We start from the raw sequence: 18,943 nt of genomic DNA, 5'->3' as shown, positions 1-18,943 counted from the left end.
CGACAGTGGTGTCTCGCTCACCGCAGCTCCTCCACCACGAGCCGCTCGTCGTCCGATTCGGGCGGTGCTTCAGGCGTGTCGATGGCCGATCGGGTCCGATGCCGTTGTGGCCTGAGCGCGGCGGTCACGAACGAGGCGACCAGCGGCCGGCGGTCGTGCTCGTTCCAGGCGAGGACGAGCCGGCTGGGTGGTGTGTCGGTCACCGGGACGCCGACCAGGCCGGCCGGGAGTGGTTCGACCAGCGAGCGGGGAAGCACGCCGATCATCCGGCTCACCGTGATCATGTGGAGCAGCTGGGTCACGTCGGCGACCTCGGGGCCGGTGCCGTCGCCCCCGGGGACCCCTTTCCAGCGCGGCAGCGTCTCACCTTCCAGGTCGGACATGCGTACCGAGGCGCGTCCGGCGAGGCGGTGTGTGGCCGGGACGATGACCACGCGGTCCTCGGTGTGCAGTGTCTCGTGGGCCAGGCCGTCGAGGTCGTCGAATGGGGCGTAGAGCAGGCCGACGTCGGCCCGGCCGTCGAGCAGGATGTCGTTGCGGTCGGCGGGGCCGCTGAACAGGATGTCCACCCGGCGGGCGTCGGGCTGGTGGGCGTACTCGGCCAGGATCCCCGACAACAGGCCGGCGTCGCCGCCGGGCTTGAGCACGAGGCGCAGGTGGGCGTGGGGGTCGGCGGCGCGCCGGGCGTTCCGGACGGCGGCGCTGACGGCGTTGAGCGCGTGCCGCCCGTGTTCCTGCAGCGCCTGTCCGGCGGGGGTGAGTGCGACGTGCCGACTGGAGCGGACGAACAGCGGGACGCCGAGCCGGGTCTCGATCCGCCGGATCGCCTTGGACAGCGCCGGCTGGGCGATCGAGAGCCGGACGGCGGCCCGGCCGAAGTGCAACTCGTCGGCGACCGCGAGGAAGTACTCGAGCTCGCGGGTCTCCAGTTCAACCATGCCTCCAGGTTATCACCGAAGATCGAACCGGTCTTGGACACCAGCGGCGTGCACCCTCAAGAATCGAAGGGTGATCAACCATTTGATGGTCGTTTCCTTCGACCGCCCCCTGTCTGTCACCCGGCCGGAACAGTTCCTCACGGATATCGAACGGATGGCGGTCTGAGCCCGCATGAGCGACGTCCTTCGTCACCGGGACCGCGCTGTCGGTCGACGGCGGGCGGCGGGCATGAGAGTCATACGGCCGAGCGCGTGTTCGGCATCCGACGGCCAGGCCGAACCCTCTCGTCAGCTGTGGACACTCGTCGTCCGCTAGTTCGCACCCTCTCTCCAGGAACAACTAATCATTATGCGTATCGCAGCACTCGATGATCAGAGACCTGGCGCCACAGGCGCACGGCGGCTCGTCGCCAAGGTCCCCGAAATCACCGCACTGTTCTGGATCATCAAGATTCTCACTACTGGAATGGGGGAGACCTTCTCGGATTTTCTCGTCAGCCACGTCAATCCGGGACTCGCCTTGGGTGGCGCCGCAATCGCGTTGGCGGTTGCGCTGATCGCCCAATTCCGCAGCGATCGCTACCGCCTCTGGATCTACTGGTCGGCCGTGGTCATGGTGGCCATCTTCGGCACCATGATCGCCGACGTTCTCGACTTCGTGGTCGGCCTTCCGTACCTGGTTACGACGGTGGGGCTCTCGATCGTGCTGGCCGTGATTCTCGTCTGGTGGTATGCCCGGGAGAGAACCCTGTCGGTGCACAGCATCACCACCCCGCGCCGGGAACGCTTCTACTGGACGATGGTGATGACCACCTTCGCGCTCGGCACCGTCGCCGGCGACCTGACAGCCAACCGGCTGCACCTTGGGTACCTGGGTTCGATCGTCCTGTTCGCCATCGCGATCGCCGTCCCGGCCGCCGCGTACCGCTGGGCGGGCCTGGGCACCGTTACCGCGTTCTGGTCCGCCTACATCATCACCCGTCCGCTCGGCGCGTCGATCACCGACTGGCTGTCCTCGTCTCGCCAGGACGGCCTCGGCCTGGGTACCGGATGGATCAGCCTCGGCGCGACGATCGCCATCGTCGCGCTGCTCGGACTGCTTGGGATGCGCGGAGCCGACCCGACCGCCGAGGTCCGCCCCTCCGAGGAGGCGGACGGTTAAGGAGCCTTCTCCGAGTGCCGCTCCGATATGGACGCCACAGTCGACGATCGGCTCTGAATCCCGCGGCCGTTCGAGGGCGTCCAGGCGCGCTACGAATGGCGGCGACCGCCCCCGCCGTCCGCCGTTCATCAACCCCCCATGGCCTGACTGCGTACACGACAGACACGTAGCAGCAGGCATTCGAGAGCCGCCGATCTGTGCGGCGCCAACAGAAGGGCATGTGCCTTGGGTCTCATCGCGATGGAAGAAGCCTTCGCCATCCCCGAACTGCAGGCCCAATACCCCGTGCCCAGGACGGTCACCGCCGGCCACTGGGCCGAGGACTGGGCGAAACGGCTGTGCGACTACACGACCTACCGACTGCACGACATGGATGAGCACGGCGTCGACATCCAGGTGCTCTCGCTGACCGCCCCGGGAGTCCAGTGCGTGACCGACGCCCGGCAGGCGGTCACGGACGCCCGCGTGGCCAACGACCACCTGGCCGGCGTGATCGCCGCTCATCCGACCCGGTTCCGCGGCCTGGCCGCATTGCCACTCCAGGATCCCGAGGCCGCCGTGGCCGAACTCCACCGCGCCGTCGGCTCACTCGGACTCAGCGGGGCGCTCGTCAACGACCACACCGGAGGTGGCTATCTCGATGATCCGCGGTACGAACCGGTGTGGGCCGCCCTTGAGGACCTGGACGTTCCGCTGTACCTCCACCCGGGTGCCCCGCCGACTGAGCCCTGGCGAGTGCTCGCGGGACGTCCCGAGTTGCAAGGCCCGCTGTGGAGCTGGGCGGCCGAGACGGGTGGACATGCCCTCCGGATCATCTTCGGCGGGGTATTCGACCGGCACCCACGTGCCACGATGATCCTCGGTCACATGGGCGAATTCCTGCCCTTCCAGCTCGCGCGGCTCGACTCGCGCTATGCCCGCCAGGCACAGCGGACACTCACCCGGAAGCCGTCGGAGTACCTCGGCAGCAACATCCTGATCACCACCAGCGGTGTCTGCTCACCGGCCGCCCTCGCCGGCGCGGTCCTGGCGATCGGTGCCGACGCCATCATGTTCGCCATCGACTACCCGTTCGAGGACACCGCTGAGGCCGTTCGCTTCCTCGACCAGGCGCCGCTCAGCGATACCGACCGCGCGAAGATCGGTCACGGCAACGCCGTACGGGTCCTTCACCTGCACACCTGAACGGGTTCGTCCCGACTGTAGGCACGTCACGACGAAGCCGTGACCTGAGAGGATGAGGAATCCGTACGTGAGCACAACGCGACCTGGCGTATCACCGGCGCCGCCGTCTTCTCTGCTGCGGAAGGCTGTGGGAATCGGGCTGGCCGTCATGACCCTGGAGGGCTATGACCTCGTCGCCTTCGGCGCGACGGCGCCGCTGTTGCACCGATATCGGCCGTGGGGCCTTTCTCTACCAGCGCTGGGCGTGCTGGGCAGTCTCACACCCGTGGGAATGCTGTTCGGGGCCCTACTGGTCGGGCAGCTCACCGATCGGTACGGGCGACGACGAACGGCGTTGGTCAGCCTCGTGGCCGTCTCATTGGGGATGTTCACGTGTGCGTTCGCCCTCGATCCACAGGTGTTCGGCGCCGGCCGATTCGTGGTCGGGCTGGGGGTCGGTGCGATCTACCCCGCCATAACACCGCTGATCTTCGAGTTCACACCGGTGACGCGAAAGAACCTGTACTCAGCGATCGTTCAGTGCGGCGTCACGATAGGGGGATCATTGGCTGCCATGGTGGCCAACGTCCTCCTGCACAAATCTGATTTCCGGCTGGAGTACCTTGTCGGCGGTGGCGTCGGACTGCTGCTGTTGGTGATGACTCACAGATGGCTGCCCGAATCACCGGCGTACCGGCGGACATCCGCTGAGGCGCAGAGTGCGCCTGGAGACGGCGGATTCCGTCTTGTGCTGCGGCCACCGTACGTGGGAACGACAACGCTGTTCTGCGGCATGGTGATCTGTTCTTTCCTGCTCATCTTCGGGATGAACACATGGTTGCCGCAGTTGATGCAGGCGGCGCGGTACCCCCTGGGCTCCTCATTGACGTTCCTCACGCTCCTCAATCTCGGTGCGACGGTCGGGGGACTCGCAATAGCGATACTCGCCGACCGTGCTGGGTCGAAAGGACCCATCATCGCGTGTTTCGTCGTGGCCGCAGGTGCCATCACCGGCTTGAGCGTCAAGTCGCCGCCGGCGATCCTCTACACGGTAGTGATGATCGGCGGCGCAGGCGCGCTCGGTGTTCAAGGGCTTATCAACGTGTACATCTCACGCACTTATCCGGTGCACGCCCGGGGTAGCGCGGTGGGTGTCACGCTGGGAATAGGCCGGATCGGCGCCATCGCCGGCCCGACTCTGGGAGGCTGGATACTCGCCGCCGGTTTCGCGCCGCAGTGGAACTTCGTTCTCTTCGCGATACCGGCGGTTCTCGGCGCAATGCTCGCTCTCGCCATCGGATCAAGGACTCCCCGGCGACTCAAGGGGAAGGCCCCTGCCATGCGGCCGGTTGAAGAGCCGGCCGAACCGGCACTGTGAGATGGATACCCCGCCGCCGACCTGGTCGACCGGAGACTCGCCCGCCGGCCGTCAGCGCCGCCGCGGAACGCATTTTGAGGTGGGTCAGCGGCTGGCCGCTGAGGAGGGCGGTGGCGCCGTCGTCGCTCAGGGTGCCCATGGACAGGTCGAGCACCTCAAGCCGGGCGACCACCGGGGCGGACGCCATGGCGGCGGCGACCTCGTCCTGTACATGTGCGGCGACGAGCCGCCGCCGGCCTCGGCATCCACCAACTGCGCCACGCCCACGCCACTGAACTCATCAAGGCCGGCGTCTCCATCGAGACCGTCCGCCGCCGCCTCGGCCACGCCAGCACCGAGACCGGCCCGCGGGGGAGCAATGGAACGAGAACGTACGCTAAGCGGTGATCTTGAGGCCTGACGTGCTGTTTTAGGGCAAGGCGGTGAAGCTAGAGGCTGATCGGCTCCGTCCTGGAGGAGATCAGCCCGCCACGGCGGACGAGCGCCGCAAGAGCGTGCAGACCGTAGGGCTACTGGCAACCACGCTCGTCGACGACTTCCGCAACGGGCACCGGTCCAAGACGGTGACCAGGTCGGCCCGGTCGAGATCATCTTTCCCCGCGACCGGGGCGGCAGTTCCGAACCGCAGATCGTCCGCAAGCGGTAGCTCGTCTGCGACGGGCTTTCCGGGCTGCCGGACGTGGTCGCCCACCTCTGGCGCCAGGCCCTGGTGCAGACCTGCCGCGTATCGCGGGCGTATCGATAAATGCATACGCGACCGCAACGGCCCTCTGTCTTCGATGGAGGCATGAACTCCCTTGCGGTCAAGCGCATGTCCGTTGCCGCCGCGTCCGCGGTGGCCTTGCTGCCGGCCATCGCCTCGCCTGCGGTGGCCGCCCGTACCACCGCAGTCGGCAACGTTCAGAAGGCCATGGAGAACGTGGCCAAGACACCCGGCGTCGTAGGTGCGATCGGTGGCGCCTATGTGGACGGCAAGCTCGCCGGCCGTGGCACCGCCGGGTCTCGGTTGCTCAACGGCAAAGGCGGCAGGATCCCGGCGGACGCGCGGTTCCGCGTCGGTTCGCAAACCAAGTGGATGGTGGCCACCGTGATCCTCCAGCTCGTCGAGGACGGCAAGCTCGGCCTGGATGACAAGCTGGCCGACGTGTTGCCCGAGGTGGCCGCCGGCGGGCTGGTGGAACTCGCCGACCAGATCACCGTCAAGGAGCTGATCGAGCACACCTCCGGCATCCCGGGCTGGTTCTACAAGCCCGGCACGACCGTACCGGCGTTCAACGTCTTCGACTTCACCACCTACCACCGGCCCATCGACATCGTGAAGATGACGCGGGGCCTGCCGCGCACCGGAGCGCCGGGCGAGAAGTACACCTACTCCGACACCAACTACACCCTCCTCGGCATGATCATCGAGAGGTTGACCGGCCACCCCCTGTCCGACGAGCTTGACCGCCGCCTGTTCCGCCCGCTCGGCATGACCCAGACCTACCATGTCACCAAGCCGCCCGAGGGCATCAACGGCCCGCACGGGCACGGCTACTACCCCGACTCCACCGGTACCCCTCGCGACGTGGACCGCTTCAACGCCAGCTGGGGTAACGGCGCCGGCGGCGTCGTCTCGACCACCCGTGACGTCAGCACCTTCCAGCGAGCCTTCAACCAGGGCAAACTGCTGCCCCCGGCACTGCAGAAGATTCTCACCAACGGTCCCAAGCCCATCGCGCTGCGGAGCATGGACCGGTGCGGAGACGACCTGAAGGTGCAAGGCGGCGACGCGCCCGGCTACATCGCCATGACCTTCTTCTCCACCGGCGGCCGGAAGCAATTCGCCGTCTCCGCCACCCGGAGCGTCGCCGACGACAAAACCGACGCCATCTTCTCCGCGATCTTCAAGGCCGGCGAGTCCGTCCTCTGCCCGACGGGTGACGCCAGAGCGGGCGCTGCGGAGCGCAAGGCCCGCCAGGGCCGGGTCGGCACTCCGCGCCCCCAGCGGCGGCCTTCGTGACGTCCGTCCTGGCCCTCCACTCAGGTCCGTGTCACCAGGGGGAAAGTAGGGGTCCTGCGCAGGTCAGAGCGTCGCGTGTCCCGGTAGCGGAAGTTACGCACAGCTACTTTTCACTTGGTCGCAGCGATCCGAGCGAGGGCCGAAAGGGTCGCCGCACGCGAGACCGGGCATCTACGAGCGATGACCAAGCACCGACTGATGGACGACGAGGCGAAGGCCCGGGGCATGTCGGCTGCGGCGTGCTATCCCGAGTCCGACACGGCGCAGGACGAGTTCCATCGGCGGGCGCAGGCGGGCATAGGAAGTTTCCATATGGATTATCTCGCGCCACTCATCCCGGAACGATCAATTAGGGTAAACAGCATTACCCATACTCTCGGCGCGACGGCTTGATGGGGGGTGCGGTAGTACTCGCCGGTGGCTTCGCGGATGTTCTCGCGTTCGGTTTCGGCCATCGCGGCGAAGAACGCGAACAGCACCCGCCCGGTGCCGGACGGGTCGTAGATCCCGCCCGCCGCCTGGGGGTCAGTTTTCACGTGTCGTCGACATGATCAACCCGATCCCTGCCGAAGAGCTACACCCTTCAAGGTTCGCCACGACCCGTCGGCTGAGGGGCAGCCCAGTCTGTCGGTGTCCAGGGGATCGGCCACTTATTTTCGGTGGTGTCGAGCCGCTGCTGCGCAGCGGCCGCCCTTGGGTGACTCATTTTTTCGAAGAGGTGAAGTGCTTGCTGCCAGGCGTGACGGGCTTGGTCGAAGTTGCCGGCGGTGGCGTGGGTCTCACCGGTGCCGAGGAGCGCGTCGGCCTGGACGAAGGTGTCAGACAGCAGCAGAGCGAGGTGTTGTTGTTCGCGGAAGAGATCGAAGGCGCTGTCGAGGTCTGTGTTGACAAGGTGGAAGAAGGCGAGATTGCCGATGGCCAGGGCTTCGCCGCGGCGGTAGTTCAGCTGCCGGTAGATCGCGAGGGCCTGCTGAGTGTCGGCGAAGGCTTGAGCCAGGTGTCCTAAACGTTGGTGGAACACTCCCCGGTTCTGCAGCGCTGTCGCGCGGGCCCGACGCGAGTCTGGGTCGTGGAGCAGGTCAAGGGCCTGGGTGAGGAGGGTGACGCTGTGCTCGTGATTCCCGCGTTGGCCTTGGACCGCGCCGTAGTCGATCAGAGCTGAGGCCTGGCCGGAGGGGTCGACGACAGTGCGGTAGATCTTTAGTGCTCTCAGACAGCTGTCTTCTGCTTCGTCGAGGCGGTCCATCCTCCAGTGGATGCTGCCGAGTCCGGACAGCATCAGGGCCTCGGCGGCCTGGTCGCCGGCGGCCTGCGCGGCCACGACAGCGAGTTGCTGTACGGCGAGAAAGTCGTTGAACTGCTGGCGGGTGATACAGAATTCCTTCTGGACCGCGGCGATTTGCCACACATGGCGGTGAAGTCCTGCTCGGGCAGCAGAGTCCTGGATGGCGGCGAGGTTCTGGCGTTCATTGTCGAACCACGCCAGGCCCTCGTCGTAACTGGCGAAATGGCCGGGCCTTGCGGCCTGTGCGGCAGGGACACCGGACAGGGGCGGGGCGCCGATGGCGCGTGCTGCGGCATGGCCGGTGGCTACCGCCCAGGTCGCCAGCCGGGCCACAGGTGCGGTGGGGTCCGGCTCGGGGTCGGCGTCGGTGAGTTCGGCGGCGTAGGCCCGCAGCAGGTCGTGGAGTTCGTAGCGGCCGGGGGTGTTCTGGCGGATCAGGTTGTCGTCCTGGAGCTGCTCGAGGGCGGCCTCGGCCTCGTGGGCGGGGATGTCGGCGAGCGCGGCGAGGAGGGCCGGGGTGAAGTCGGGGCCGGGATGGTGGCCCAGGAGGCGGAAGACGCGCCGGAGCGGCTCGGCGAGACCCCGGTAGGACAGGTCGAAGACGGGGCGTATCGCGCGGCCGCCGGCGCGGATCGCCTCCAGTCGCCCGGCCTGCATCCGGTCGGCGTGCTCGGCAAGGCTCCACGCGGGCCGGGAGCGGAGCCGTGCTGCAGTCAGTGCCAGGGCCAGCGGGAGACGGTCGCAGTACTCCACGATCCGGGTGGCCGCTTCGGGTTCGGCGGTGACGCGGTGTCGTCCGGCGATCCGCATGAGCAGGTCGAGTGATTCGGTGTCGGTGAAGGTGTCGATCCGGTGCGGGGTGACGCCGTCAAGGCCGGCGAGGCTGCGGCGGCTGGTGATCAGTACCAGGCAGGTCGGGCCGGCGGGGATGAGGTCGCGGACCTGGTCTTCGTCGGCGGCGTTGTCGAGCAGGATCAGCGCACCGCTTTCGCGTAGCCGGTCACGGTACATCCCCGCCCGCTCCTCCCGGCTCACGGGGATCTGCTGCGCGGGCACACCGAGCTGCCGCAAGAACGCCTCCAGCACCGCGGCGGGGTCGGCGGGCGGGACATCAGGGTCGAAGCCGCGCAGGTTCACGTGCAGCTGGACGTCGGTGAAGTGGCCGGCGCGGACCAGCTCGTGGGCGACGCGGACGGCGAGCTGGGTCTTGCCCACCCCCGCCATGCCCTCGATCGCGGAGATCACGACCGTTCGAGCCCTCCCGCTGTCGTGCCGGCGTGTAGCCGTTTCGATGAGCCGTGTCAGCTCATCCTCACGGCCGGTGAAGGTCGCGAGCTCCGCGGGAAGCTGACCGAACACACCGACCGGACCGCCTGTCTTCGCCAGCCCGTGGACCTTGACGCACGCCTCGCGCCAGCGAGCCACACCGTCCGCGTCCACCCCCAACGCCCGGACGATCGCGACCACCAGGTCCAGATCCAGGCGACGCCGGCCGGCCTTGAAGGCGTCCGCGACCGTGAATGGTGATACAACCCGCGGAGGCTTCATGAAAGGCCCGGCCTGTTTGGCCAGCGTCCGATAGGAGGGCATCCCTGCCCACACGCGCAGCTCACCCAGCAAGCCGATGAACTCCGCCAGATCCGTGGCCTTACCCGGATCTGGCATCACACCCCCGTGCCGTACCACAACGCCCCCTGAAAGCCGTACACCCCGGAACAACACGGTAAATGAGCGTGTGTGGGATGTGTGGATGTGTGTGGGAAGCGAGACTTCGCCGGGCTTCCTCCCGCAGAGTGATTGTGCTGCGAGGGCGGGTCATACGACCGGACTAGGTGGCCGAGACCGGTCACGCGGCCGGGTGACCTTGCCCCCCTCGGTCCCAGGGGTGGTCTGGGTGACCGTTCCGGCGAGGGTGACCGAACCACCGCAAGAGCTCCAAACCCATCATCAGCACAAACAAAGAAGGAGCACCCAACAACTGTCGACAACTGGCTACCAGGCAAGGACCCTCCGCCACATTGCGCGATAGCTCACGCCACTGGCCGACTGTCGATGGAGATCGTCCGTGCCACTGGCACCTTCATCAAAGGAAAAGGAGTACCAAGTGAAACAACCGTTCTCCGGCCGCCGTCTCGGCGCTGCCACTGCACTGACCGCCGTCACCCTCGCCGGTGGAGGCTTGGCGCTGGCGCCGGCCGCATCCGCCGCGGTGACCGCAACCGCGCCCGCGAAACCGGCCACGTCGGGCCAGTGCGAATACGTCCTCGTCACCAGCGGGTACCCGATAACAACCGCCCGAGCCCAGGCCTGTGAAAACGGAGCTTCAGGTAGCTGGATTTCCTTCGACCTGTGCTGGGCCGGACTTGAAGGAACCAACGTATCGGACTATGTCGTAACTCTGGCCTGCAACGCAGCCGGCGACTGACGACTCGGGGCAGCCAGCCGCGAAGACGGCCCGCCGCTCGGGTTTCTCAGTCGGCGAGCAGGATGCGTTTGCGCAGCATGCCGGGGTTGGCGCGGCCATACATCTGGCGCTTGATGCGGTTGATGTGGCCTTCGACCTCCCCGGAGCTGTAGGGCAGGTCAGACCGGCGCGGGCGGCATCCAGGTCTCGGTGGAGCCCGGTGACGAAGGAGCGCAGTTCGGGCAGGTCGTTGGATTCGACCGGGCTCATCCAGTGTTCGAGTTGGTCACCGTGCAGGTGCAGCATCATGTGAGCGAATCCGCGAACGTGTTCCTGGATGCTGGCCGGCACCGGGCCGGCGGTGGTGAGCGCCTCGAGTTGCTGTCGTTCACCGGGCTGGAGATTGTCCGGAAGGTGCAGGATCCAGCCGGTGACCTGCCGGACGCTGGGCGGTGTCGGTGTCGGTGGCGGCTCGAGAGGAACGGCGCTGCTGCGCACGTGGGCGTCGAACACCTACCACGCCTGCGGGAACGGGGACCGGACCTACTGGGTCGGATACCAGTGATCCGCCCTCACTAGATCACGCATACACCACGGCAAAAGCCTCTTGAAAGGACCTCCAAAGTGTCCGTCTGGACGAGATTCGCCGTCACCGCCGCGACCGTCGCTGCGACGTCCGCGGCTGTAGCCGCGCCCGCGCAGGCCACTGTCTTGCATCCGTCCACTCATATGAGAGAGCAGATGGCGGCCCAACTGAAGCGCCACCCGGGTGGAAAGATCACCGCACCCAACAAGATTCACTATGCCAACGGAGACATCACCCTCACCTTCTCCGAGCCCGCTAAGAAGGGGGCCATGTCCGCGATGTCGTTCATGGGATGCCCGGACGGCAGCGTCTGCCTCTGGACCCAGCCGAACTTCCAGAGCGGCACGCTGAAACTGCAGACCAACTCGGAGTGGTGCCCCAGCGACGGAACCGGCATGGGCAGGGCCCTGGACCTGAACGACTACGGGCTGTACGGCAACGTCCGATCCGTCGACAGCGAGAACGGCTACACCGCCGTGGGCTGGTGGTACGCATTCGGCTGGTCGAACGTGCAGTGGACCCTCCACCCATACAGCGACCTGGCGTCGGTCAGTGCCAACCACATCGACCACATCGACATCTGCCCGTGATCATTCCATGAGCTCTCCGACCGAGCCCGGCGCCGTAGGCACGGTCGGAGAGTTCTCAGCTCAGTATCTCTTGGGTTGCGGCAGAAGCGCGCCCGCCCGGCGCGTGCGCGGAACGGCGATCGCCGCCGCGCAGGCCAGCTCGGCCAGGCCGCTCGTGTACGTCCAGGCGCGCGGGCTGCCCGGCAGGCGGGACGGGATGATCGCGTCGTACGGGCGGGATGCCACGGTTGTTAACGCTATCTCGGTGGGCCGTCCAGGGCACCGTTGTCCTCTGTTCTGGAGGCAGTTGTGTTGGTGACCTACGGGTCGTGCGGGGACGTCGAGCCGATGACGGGCGGCTACGTGATGTCTTCCACGGAAAGCGGCGGGACCGCCCCGGCTGTCGGGAATGAGACCTCTGTCAGTCCTTCCGAGACGTGCCAGATGCGCGCGGCATTCTCCGGGCTGCGGAGCGGGCGGTAGAGGCGCTGCTCCGCTGGAAGCGGCCCCAGGAGCCGGCCGAATTGGAATGATTACTCAGGTGGACGATTACTCGCACTCCCCTCCGGCATTGATTCCTCGGAAGGCGGGTGGGCGGCATGCCGCGCAGGCGGCGGTGAGGGAATACGCGCCTGGCGTGACTGCCGGTGGGGGCACGGTCGTGCTGGTGGAGGGAATGAGCGATTACGCGGCCCTCACTGCGCTCGCCGCGCGTAGCGGACGTGAGCTTCACGACGAGGGTGTTTTCATCGTTCCGATGGGCGGCGCGACGAACGTCGGCCATTTCCTGGATGTGCTCGGTCCGCGCGGGCTCGACGTCCGGCTGGCGGGCCTGTGCGACATGGCCGAGGAACCCGGCCTCCGGCGCAGTCTTCGGCGAGTCGGCCTGAGCCCGGTTGCGGATCGCGGCAGCCTGGAACGGGCCGGATTCTTCGTGTGCGTCACCGACCTGGAGGACGAACTGATCCGCTCGCTCGGCGTGGCCCGCACAGAGCAGGCGATCGAGGCCCAGGGCGAGCTCACGTCGTTCCGCATCCTCCAAAACCAGCCGGCGCAGCGGAACCGGACCCGTGACCAGCAGCTACATCGCTTCATGGGGAGCCGCGGCGGCCGGAAGATCCACTATGCGCGCGTTCTCGCTGAGGCGCTGGATCTCAGCCGTATGCCCGAGCCGCTCGATCGTCTCCTGACCTTCGTCTGATTCATACGCCAGAACCCCGGTCCTCAGGGCAGGGTGACCAGGTCCTGAGAGGCTGTCCGCATGAGGTCGTCGGCCAGGCGAATCGCGTCTGTCAGCGTCCAGTGCGAAGCCGCGCCGCAGCAGACGGGCCCGGTCTGCGGGCCGGTGGTGGCGCGTTCATGACCGGCAATCTGTCAGGCGCCGGCGTTGTAGATCGTTCGATTCGCAACAGCCACTCGGACGCGCTGGCCCCGTCGGCTGCTTGCGTCGCCGGGCCGTAGCGCGCTTGTCTCCTGAGATCGGCGTGCTCGCCGTCGACGACCTGTTCGATGCCGGCTGATCGGGTAGGCGGCGCATGCCGAGTCCGAGGGGGCGAAGGCCTCGCGGAGCACGTCGCCGCCGAGCGCGGTCTATTGACGACAGTGGGTGATCTTGATAGAAGTCCGATTGATACCTGTTTGCCGTTAATCCATATTTCGGGCAGGCGAAGATGGCGGGATAGCGCCCCCTCCTACTGACCAGACCGGAGGTTGGTACCGGACCATGACCGAACTCGACCTCGTCATCACCGGTGGAAACCTGCTCGATGGCACCGGTGCGGCGGCCGTGCCGGCCGACGTCGGCGTACGAGGTGACCGGATCGCCGCCATCGCGCCCCCCGGAGCGTTGTCGGGCGCTGAAACCCTCGACGCGACCGGCCATGTGGTGACGCCTGGCTTCATCGACCTCCACTCCCACGCCGACTTCTCCGTCCAGGGGCACCCTGGCGCGGACACCTGCCTCTACCAGGGCGTGACGACACTCGTCGGCGGTAACTGCGGCTTCTCCCCGTTCCCGGCCAAGGACCCGGAGAGCCTGCGCCGGGCGGCCGGCTTCATGGGCCGGGATGAGCTGCGCTGGGACTGGACCGGCTTCCGCGACTACGCCGACTCCGTCGACCGCGCCCATCCGGCCGTCAACCTGGTGGCCCAGGTCGGGCTGAACGCGTTGCGCATCGCCGCCCTCGGCTACGACGAGCGGGCGGCCACGCCGGATGAGCTCGCGGCAATGCGCCGCCTGCTCGAACGCGCCGCCGAGGAGGGCGTGGCGGGCTTCTCCAGCGGCCTCATCTATGCCCCCGGGTGCTACGCGCCGCCGCACGAGGTGACGGAACTCGCGCGCACCGCGGCGCGGCTCGGCCTGCTGTACTCCACGCACATGCGCAACGAGGCCGACAGGCTGATCGACGCCGTCACCGAAGCACTGGCCACGGCGCGCGAATCCGGCGTGCGCCTGGAGATCTCGCACCTCAAGGCGATGGGGCGGGACAACCACGGAAAGGTACATGAGGCGCTGCGGCTGATCGACGAGGCCCGCGCGGAGGGCGTGGATGTCACCGCGGACGTCTATCCCTACACCGCCTCGTCCACGACGCTGACGTCTCGGCTTCCGGGCTGGGCGCTGGACGGCGGCGTCGACCGGTTGCTGGACCGGCTCGCGGACACGGAGGTCAGGCGCCGAATCGCCGCGGAAACGAGGATCGACCCCGACGCCATCGTCCTCGCGCAACTGCCACCGGGTCCGTACTCGGCATGGATCGGCCGGAGTCTCGCCGAACTCGGCGGCGAACTCGGCCTCGGCGGGGCGGAGACGGCCCTGGAGGTCCTCGCCGCGCACAACGGCTCGGCCGGCATCGTGAACCACGCGATGGCCGAGGACGACATGCGCGCGGTGCTGTCGCATCCGCACGTCAGCGTCGCGAGCGACGGATGGACGCTCCGCCCTTCCGGTACGGGGCGACCGCACCCGCGCAGCTTCGGTACGTTCGCGCGGGTGCTCGGGCGGTACGCGGGCGATGCGCGCCTGCTCACGCTCGCCGACGCGGTGCGGAAGATGACCTCGCTGCCCGCGTCGCGGGCGGGGCTGACCGACCGCGGCCGGATCCGCGAGGGACTGGCCGCCGACCTGGTCGTGCTGGACCCGGGCACCGTCCGGGACATCTCGACCTTCGACGATCCCTGGAACCTGGCGACGGGCGTACGTCACGTCGTCGTGAACGGCACGGCGGCGCTGCGTGACACGGCCTTGACCGGCAACCGTCCCGGACGCGTGCTCCGGCGACCCAGGCCCTGAGGAGCCCCATGAGTACGACCACGCCCGTAGAGAAGACGCCCCGGGAGGAACGCTCCCGGCGGCTGCCGATGATCGCCACCGGGGCCTTCGCGGTCGCGCTGCTCATCGGCATCGTGATCGCCGTGGGCGGCGCCAAGGCGGGCCTGTGGGGGCTAGTACCGATCTTCCTCTACGCGGTGCTCGCGCTCCTCGGCGTCGATGTGGTGCTGGCGACCGCCGGCGCGCTCATCGTCGCGGCGGTCATGACACGCACCGGCCCGATCCCCCTCGGGGCTCAGATGGCGACGTCGCTCGGGTCGCTGGTCGCGGTCATCGGCGTGATCATCCTGCTCGGATCGGCGCTCGGGCAGGTGACGCAGGAGACCGGCGCCGCGCAGGCGCTCATCAGGTTCGTGATGGGCCGGATCGGGCTCAACACGCGCACCCGGGTGCAGCTCGGGATCATGGTCTCGTCCCTCATCATCGTGGGCGCACTGGGCACGTTGGCCGGCGGTAACGCGATCCTGGCGCCGATCATCATCCCGATCGCGGCGCGAACCGGTTGGCGTCCGCCCGCGGTGGCGGCGATGCTGCACGCGGCCGGGGCCGCGGGCCTGATGACCGGCCCGTTCACCCCGCCCGTGGTGACGATCATGGCTGCGACCCGGCTCAGTTACGGCGCCTACCTGCTGCACGCGGGCCTGCCGGTCGCGGCCATGACGATCGTGACGGGCTTCTTCATGGCGCGCTGGATCCAGCGTCACACCGACCAGGAGTACACCGCGGCGGACGCGGCCGACACCACCGCCGGGACCGACACCCGACAGGCCCGCCGGGCGGCGCTGGTCCTGGCGGTCGTGCTGCTGGCGCTGGCCGTCTACGGCATCGCGGAGAAGGCCACGTATTCGTACGCCGTCGTCGTCATGATCGTCACCGCCGTCGCGACCGGGCTGGCCGGTGGGCTGGCGCCGAAGCGGATCCTGGACGCGATGTACGTCGGCGCGGCGCGGCTTATCTGGCTGTTCCTGTTGTTCTGGATGCTCGACCCGATGCTCACGCTGATCGGTGAGACCGGTGCCTTCAACGCGGTCTTCACCGATCTCAAGCCGGTGCTGTCGCACGCCGGCCCGTGGGTGTTCCTGATGCTCATCGTCTTCCTGGGTTATCTCCACGCGGTACCGGGCGCGGCCGTCGCCCAGGTGGTGCTGGTCAACAAGCTGTTCGGTCCGGTCGCCGCCGCGCTCGGCGTCGCCCCCGGTGTGTGGGCGGTGGCGCTGCTCGGCACCTCCCAGATCGACCAGCTCGGTCCGCTTCCGGGTGCCGACATGATCGGGCAGATGGGCTTGGCACGCTCGTCCAGCCTTCGTCTGATGTTGTTCAACGGCTGGGCCATCATCATCACCAACACCGCGCTCTTCGCCGTGTTGTTCCTGGCCCTGACATGAGTCTGCGCGAATCGCTGACCGAGCTGGCGGCCGGGAGGGCGGCGGTCGTCGTCCGCCCACTTGGCGCCGGCGAGGCCATCGAGATCGCGGCGGATCACCGTTTCACCGCCGCGTCCTTGATCAAGCTTCCGATCCTGGCCGCCGCCCTCGACTCGGGCCTGCCATTCGACGAGCGGCTGCCGGTGCGGCCCGCGGTCCCCGGCTCCGGCGTGCTGGCTCATCTGGCCGACGTCGCGGACATGAGCGCCCGCGACCTGCTCACACTGATGATCACTGTCAGCGACAACACGGCGACGAACGTGCTCATCGACCGGATCGGCATGGGACGGGTCAACGCCTGGTGTGCGCGTCACGACCTGACCGCCACCGTGCTGGCCCGGCGGATGATGGACGCCGAGGCGCGGGACCGTGGCGTGGAGAATCTCATCAGCGCCGCCGACGTGGCCTCGGTGTTGTGCCGGCTGGCGGATTCGCCGTTCGCGGTCGGGGTACTGGAAGCGCAGCAGTTCAACGACCGGCTGCCGCGTCACCTGCCGCCCGGCTTCCGCCTGGCGCACAAGACCGGTGAGCTGCGCCACGTCTGCCACGACGCGGGGATCGTCTATCCGCCCGCCGGCCCGCCGGTGGTCCTCGCGGTGCTGACCGAAGGGCCCACCGACGGCGCCGGCCTCATCGCCGAGTGCGGCCGCCTGGTCTTCTCCGCCTTGGGTCGCCCGTAACGCCGGTACCGATCTCGTGGACACCCGGGCGTGGTGTTCTGGGGCGGAGGCGTACCGGTCAAAGGGTTCCGGCGGTCTTGTGGGCCTGGATGATCCGCCTGGCGGCCTCATGGTCGTGGTCGGCGATCGCGTCGATGAGCGCGGAGTGCAACTGGTGGCGTTCTCACAGGTAGGTGGCGAGGTGGCGTTCGCCGTCGGGCTGGACGGACTGGGTGTGGGCCTCGATGAGGTCCAGCAGGCTGGCGTACAGCGAGCGCAGCAGGACGTGCGGGCTGACCGCGGCGATGCGGGCGTGCAGCCGCCAGTTCGCGTGTACGAAGGCGGTGGCGTCGCCGTCGGCGGCGGCGCCTCCCATGTCGTCCAGGATCTCGCGCATCTCGCCGATGTCGGCGCGCGACGCGTGCCACAGCGCGTCTTCGACCAGCAGCAGGTCGAGCGCGTCGCGGATCCGGATGGCCTCGGCGACGGAGGTCTGCTCGGCGTCGAGGGCCAGCATCGAGTTGCCGAGCCGGACCATGGGGGACTGCTCGGCGGCGAACAGGCCGCCGCCGGGGCCGGGCCGGACCGCGACCAGGCTGCGGGACTGCAGCAGGCGGAGCGCCTCGTTGAAGGTGCTGACCGAGACGCCGCACAACGCGCGGAAATCGCCCTTGGTGCCGAGGCGGGCACCAGGTTCGGCCGCGCGGGCCAGTTCGGCGATGCGGTCGGCGGCCTGCTCGGCGGGACGACGACCTCGACGAGTACGGCCTGCCGCGCATCCACATCGACTACGGACTCACCCGCAATGACCAGGACCTGGTCCACCGCGCCGTCAAGGAGTTGGAAGGACTCGCCGCCGAACTCGGCGAGCATGACCCGGGTCCCCGACAGTGAACCGATGCCCTGCGGCACGTTCGACGGCGCCCCGGCACCCGGCCTCTCGTGGGTGCGGGGGCCACCACCGTGCCTACGCGGCTCGGGGACGAGCCTGGTCGTCGTGTTGAATCGGCCCGCGCCGGTTCCGACGACGCCGAAGTCACGCGGGGCGCGACCGGCGTCCGCCTCTTGCCGTGCCGGCTCGGCGGGGGAACGCCTGACCGTTCCCGTGGCCACTACCTCACCCAGAGCTCCCAGTACGGGCTGTCCCAACGGCAGTCGTACTGCGTGTACGGCCCCGCGACGAGGATGGCGGTCGCCCCGTCAAGGCAGCCTTCGTAGGTCCGGTAGGCACCCTTCCCGACCCAGCCCGTGGTTGAGGCACCGGCGGGGGCAGCGGCGGCGAGGGCGCCGGCGGCGAGGGCGCCGGCCACCGCCAGCGTCGCGCCGAACCGTGCGGCTTTCTGTCGCATGAGATCGTCCCTCCGGAATGAGCGGCGCGCGCCGCCGTGCGAACGAGCCCACGCTAACACCAGTTGATCTTGAATCCCGGACCGATGTCGATCTTGGTTGAGCACGCGCGTGCGCACGGATGAGAGCCATCGGAGCGGGCGTCGGGCGGTCATGACGGACTCCGGGACGAGGGGCGAAGCCGCAACGCGGCTCGTACAAGAATTGTCGTACTCACCAGGCATTATGTCGGCATGAGCGAAGCCGTTGCCTTCACCGAACTCGCCGACGAGGCCGCGTACGCCGCCGCTGTCCAGACGGCTGTGGCCGCCTCGGCGGCCTACTACGGTCAGGGCGAGTCCCCCCTCGACGATGACACCTTCGACCGTCTCGTGCGGGGGATCGCCGCCTACGAGCGGGCGTACCCGGATCAGGTTCTGCCGGAGTCGCCGACCGGGAAGGTCGCTGGGGGAGCGGTCGTCGGCGATGTGCCGCACACCGTGCCGATGCTGAGTCTGGACAACGTGTTCTCCGCCGAGGAGCTGCAGGTCTGGGCGGCCGGGCTCGAGCGCCGCCTGGGCCGGCCGGTGATGGCGTGGAGCGTGGAGCCCAAGCTGGACGGGTTGGCGATCTCGGCCCGGTACCGGGACGGACGCCTTGTTCAGCTGGTGACGCGCGGAGACGGCGCGGCGGGGGAGGACGTCTCGCACGGGAT

18 protein-coding genes and 2 pseudogenes are annotated in these 18,943 nt (G+C 68.2%); 14 read left to right on the top strand and 6 right to left on the bottom strand.

Annotated elements, in window-relative coordinates; genetic code table 11:
• Positions 1 to 17: 17 nt before the first annotated feature.
• On the bottom strand, positions 18 to 938 hold the full coding sequence (locus tag ABD978_RS00095; RefSeq protein ID WP_345346129.1) for a LysR family transcriptional regulator: 921 nt from the start codon (positions 936 to 938) through the stop codon (positions 18 to 20).
• Positions 939 to 1,287: 349 nt separating this feature from the next.
• Between ABD978_RS00095 and ABD978_RS00090 the strand changes: the two genes are divergently transcribed.
• From ABD978_RS00090 to ABD978_RS00070, 6 genes and pseudogenes are all read left to right on the top strand, one after another.
• Positions 1,288 to 2,100: a COG4705 family protein gene (locus ABD978_RS00090; RefSeq protein ID WP_345346126.1), complete on the top strand. Its 813-nt coding sequence runs from the start codon at positions 1,288 to 1,290 to the stop codon at positions 2,098 to 2,100.
• Positions 2,101 to 2,325: 225 nt separating this feature from the next.
• Complete coding sequence (locus ABD978_RS00085; protein WP_345346123.1) at positions 2,326 to 3,285, top strand: amidohydrolase family protein; 960 nt, start codon at positions 2,326 to 2,328, stop codon at positions 3,283 to 3,285.
• Between the two features lie 127 nt (positions 3,286 to 3,412).
• Entirely contained in the window at positions 3,413 to 4,642 is a 1,230-nt protein-coding gene (locus tag ABD978_RS00080; protein ID WP_345346120.1) for an MFS transporter, read from the top strand.
• A gap of 213 nt (positions 4,643 to 4,855) precedes the next feature.
• Positions 4,856 to 5,029, top strand: a complete 174-nt coding sequence (locus tag ABD978_RS00075) for a tyrosine-type recombinase/integrase (RefSeq protein ID WP_345346117.1) — start codon at positions 4,856 to 4,858, stop codon at positions 5,027 to 5,029.
• Positions 5,030 to 5,181: 152 nt separating this feature from the next.
• Positions 5,182 to 5,285, top strand: a pseudogene (locus ABD978_RS43675) (transposase); the annotation flags it as partial.
• A gap of 144 nt (positions 5,286 to 5,429) precedes the next feature.
• Positions 5,430 to 6,644: a serine hydrolase domain-containing protein gene (locus tag ABD978_RS00070; protein WP_345346114.1), complete on the top strand. Its 1,215-nt coding sequence runs from the start codon at positions 5,430 to 5,432 to the stop codon at positions 6,642 to 6,644.
• Between the two features lie 317 nt (positions 6,645 to 6,961).
• Here ABD978_RS00070 and ABD978_RS00065 read toward each other — a convergent pair whose 3' ends face one another.
• Positions 6,962 to 7,180, bottom strand: coding sequence for a recombinase family protein (locus ABD978_RS00065; RefSeq protein WP_345346111.1), 219 nt, complete (start codon positions 7,178 to 7,180; stop codon positions 6,962 to 6,964).
• 47 nt (positions 7,181 to 7,227) lie between these two features.
• On the bottom strand, positions 7,228 to 9,594 hold the full coding sequence (locus ABD978_RS00060; RefSeq protein WP_345346108.1) for a tetratricopeptide repeat protein: 2,367 nt from the start codon (positions 9,592 to 9,594) through the stop codon (positions 7,228 to 7,230).
• 439 nt (positions 9,595 to 10,033) lie between these two features.
• Here ABD978_RS00060 and ABD978_RS00055 point away from each other — a divergent pair, with 439 nt between their 5' ends.
• The 3 genes from ABD978_RS00055 (at position 10,034) to ABD978_RS00045 (ending at position 11,509) form a co-directional block, all read left to right on the top strand.
• A complete protein-coding gene (locus ABD978_RS00055) occupies positions 10,034 to 10,354 on the top strand; it encodes a hypothetical protein (protein ID WP_345346105.1) in 321 nt (106 codons plus the stop codon).
• A 409-nt stretch (positions 10,355 to 10,763) separates the two neighbouring features.
• The gene (locus ABD978_RS00050; protein WP_345347479.1) at positions 10,764 to 10,898 is read left to right on the top strand and encodes a hypothetical protein; all 135 of its coding nucleotides are present in this window, start codon (positions 10,764 to 10,766) and stop codon (positions 10,896 to 10,898) included.
• Between the two features lie 176 nt (positions 10,899 to 11,074).
• Complete coding sequence (locus ABD978_RS00045; RefSeq protein ID WP_345346102.1) at positions 11,075 to 11,509, top strand: hypothetical protein; 435 nt, start codon at positions 11,075 to 11,077, stop codon at positions 11,507 to 11,509.
• 60 nt (positions 11,510 to 11,569) lie between these two features.
• Here the strand turns inward: ABD978_RS00045 and ABD978_RS00040 are convergent, their stop codons facing one another.
• A complete protein-coding gene (locus ABD978_RS00040) occupies positions 11,570 to 11,734 on the bottom strand; it encodes a hypothetical protein (protein WP_345346099.1) in 165 nt (54 codons plus the stop codon).
• A 295-nt stretch (positions 11,735 to 12,029) separates the two neighbouring features.
• Here ABD978_RS00040 and ABD978_RS00035 point away from each other — a divergent pair, with 295 nt between their 5' ends.
• The 4 genes from ABD978_RS00035 to ABD978_RS00020 all read left to right on the top strand — a co-directional run bounded on the left by ABD978_RS00035 (position 12,030) and on the right by ABD978_RS00020 (position 16,923).
• The gene (locus ABD978_RS00035; protein ID WP_345346096.1) at positions 12,030 to 12,689 is read left to right on the top strand and encodes a TOPRIM nucleotidyl transferase/hydrolase domain-containing protein; all 660 of its coding nucleotides are present in this window, start codon (positions 12,030 to 12,032) and stop codon (positions 12,687 to 12,689) included.
• A gap of 522 nt (positions 12,690 to 13,211) precedes the next feature.
• Complete coding sequence (locus tag ABD978_RS00030; RefSeq protein WP_345346093.1) at positions 13,212 to 14,780, top strand: N-acyl-D-amino-acid deacylase family protein; 1,569 nt, start codon at positions 13,212 to 13,214, stop codon at positions 14,778 to 14,780.
• An 8-nt stretch (positions 14,781 to 14,788) separates the two neighbouring features.
• Entirely contained in the window at positions 14,789 to 16,204 is a 1,416-nt protein-coding gene (locus tag ABD978_RS00025) for a GntT/GntP/DsdX family permease (RefSeq protein ID WP_345346090.1), read from the top strand.
• Positions 16,201 to 16,923 (top strand): serine hydrolase, encoded by a 723-nt coding sequence (locus tag ABD978_RS00020; RefSeq protein ID WP_345346087.1) that lies wholly within the window; start codon positions 16,201 to 16,203, stop codon positions 16,921 to 16,923. The genes ABD978_RS00025 and ABD978_RS00020 overlap by 4 nt, the downstream gene beginning before the upstream one ends.
• 163 nt (positions 16,924 to 17,086) lie before the next feature.
• Here the strand turns inward: ABD978_RS00020 and ABD978_RS00015 are convergent, their stop codons facing one another.
• Positions 17,087 to 17,557, bottom strand: a complete 471-nt coding sequence (locus ABD978_RS00015) for a FadR/GntR family transcriptional regulator (RefSeq protein ID WP_345346084.1) — start codon at positions 17,555 to 17,557, stop codon at positions 17,087 to 17,089.
• A 457-nt stretch (positions 17,558 to 18,014) separates the two neighbouring features.
• Entirely contained in the window at positions 18,015 to 18,251 is a 237-nt protein-coding gene (locus ABD978_RS00010; protein ID WP_345346081.1) for a hypothetical protein, read from the bottom strand.
• A 231-nt stretch (positions 18,252 to 18,482) separates the two neighbouring features.
• On the opposite strand from ABD978_RS00010, the pseudogene ABD978_RS00005 reads away from it, so the two are divergent.
• A pseudogene (locus tag ABD978_RS00005) lies at positions 18,483 to 18,943 on the top strand (NAD-dependent DNA ligase LigA); the annotation flags it as partial.

Origin of the sequence: Actinoallomurus liliacearum (assembly GCF_039542035.1) — a bacterium.
Taxonomy (GTDB): domain Bacteria; phylum Actinomycetota; class Actinomycetes; order Streptosporangiales; family Streptosporangiaceae; genus Actinoallomurus; species Actinoallomurus liliacearum.
This window is presented reverse-complemented; position numbering and strand designations above follow the sequence as displayed.

Coding starts and splice junctions, on each gene's coding strand:
- ABD978_RS00095 (WP_345346129.1), bottom strand. CDS start 938: ATGGTTGAACTGGAGACCCGCGAGCTCGAGTACTTCCTCGCGGTCGCC.
- ABD978_RS00090 (WP_345346126.1), top strand. CDS start 1,288: ATGCGTATCGCAGCACTCGATGATCAGAGACCTGGCGCCACAGGCGCA.
- ABD978_RS00070 (WP_345346114.1), top strand. CDS start 5,430: ATGAACTCCCTTGCGGTCAAGCGCATGTCCGTTGCCGCCGCGTCCGCG.
- ABD978_RS00060 (WP_345346108.1), bottom strand. CDS start 9,594: ATGCCAGATCCGGGTAAGGCCACGGATCTGGCGGAGTTCATCGGCTTG.
- ABD978_RS00045 (WP_345346102.1), top strand. CDS start 11,075: ATGGCGGCCCAACTGAAGCGCCACCCGGGTGGAAAGATCACCGCACCC.
- ABD978_RS00030 (WP_345346093.1), top strand. CDS start 13,212: ATGACCGAACTCGACCTCGTCATCACCGGTGGAAACCTGCTCGATGGC.
- ABD978_RS00025 (WP_345346090.1), top strand. CDS start 14,789: ATGAGTACGACCACGCCCGTAGAGAAGACGCCCCGGGAGGAACGCTCC.
- ABD978_RS00020 (WP_345346087.1), top strand. CDS start 16,201: ATGAGTCTGCGCGAATCGCTGACCGAGCTGGCGGCCGGGAGGGCGGCG.
- ABD978_RS00010 (WP_345346081.1), bottom strand. CDS start 18,251: ATGCGACAGAAAGCCGCACGGTTCGGCGCGACGCTGGCGGTGGCCGGC.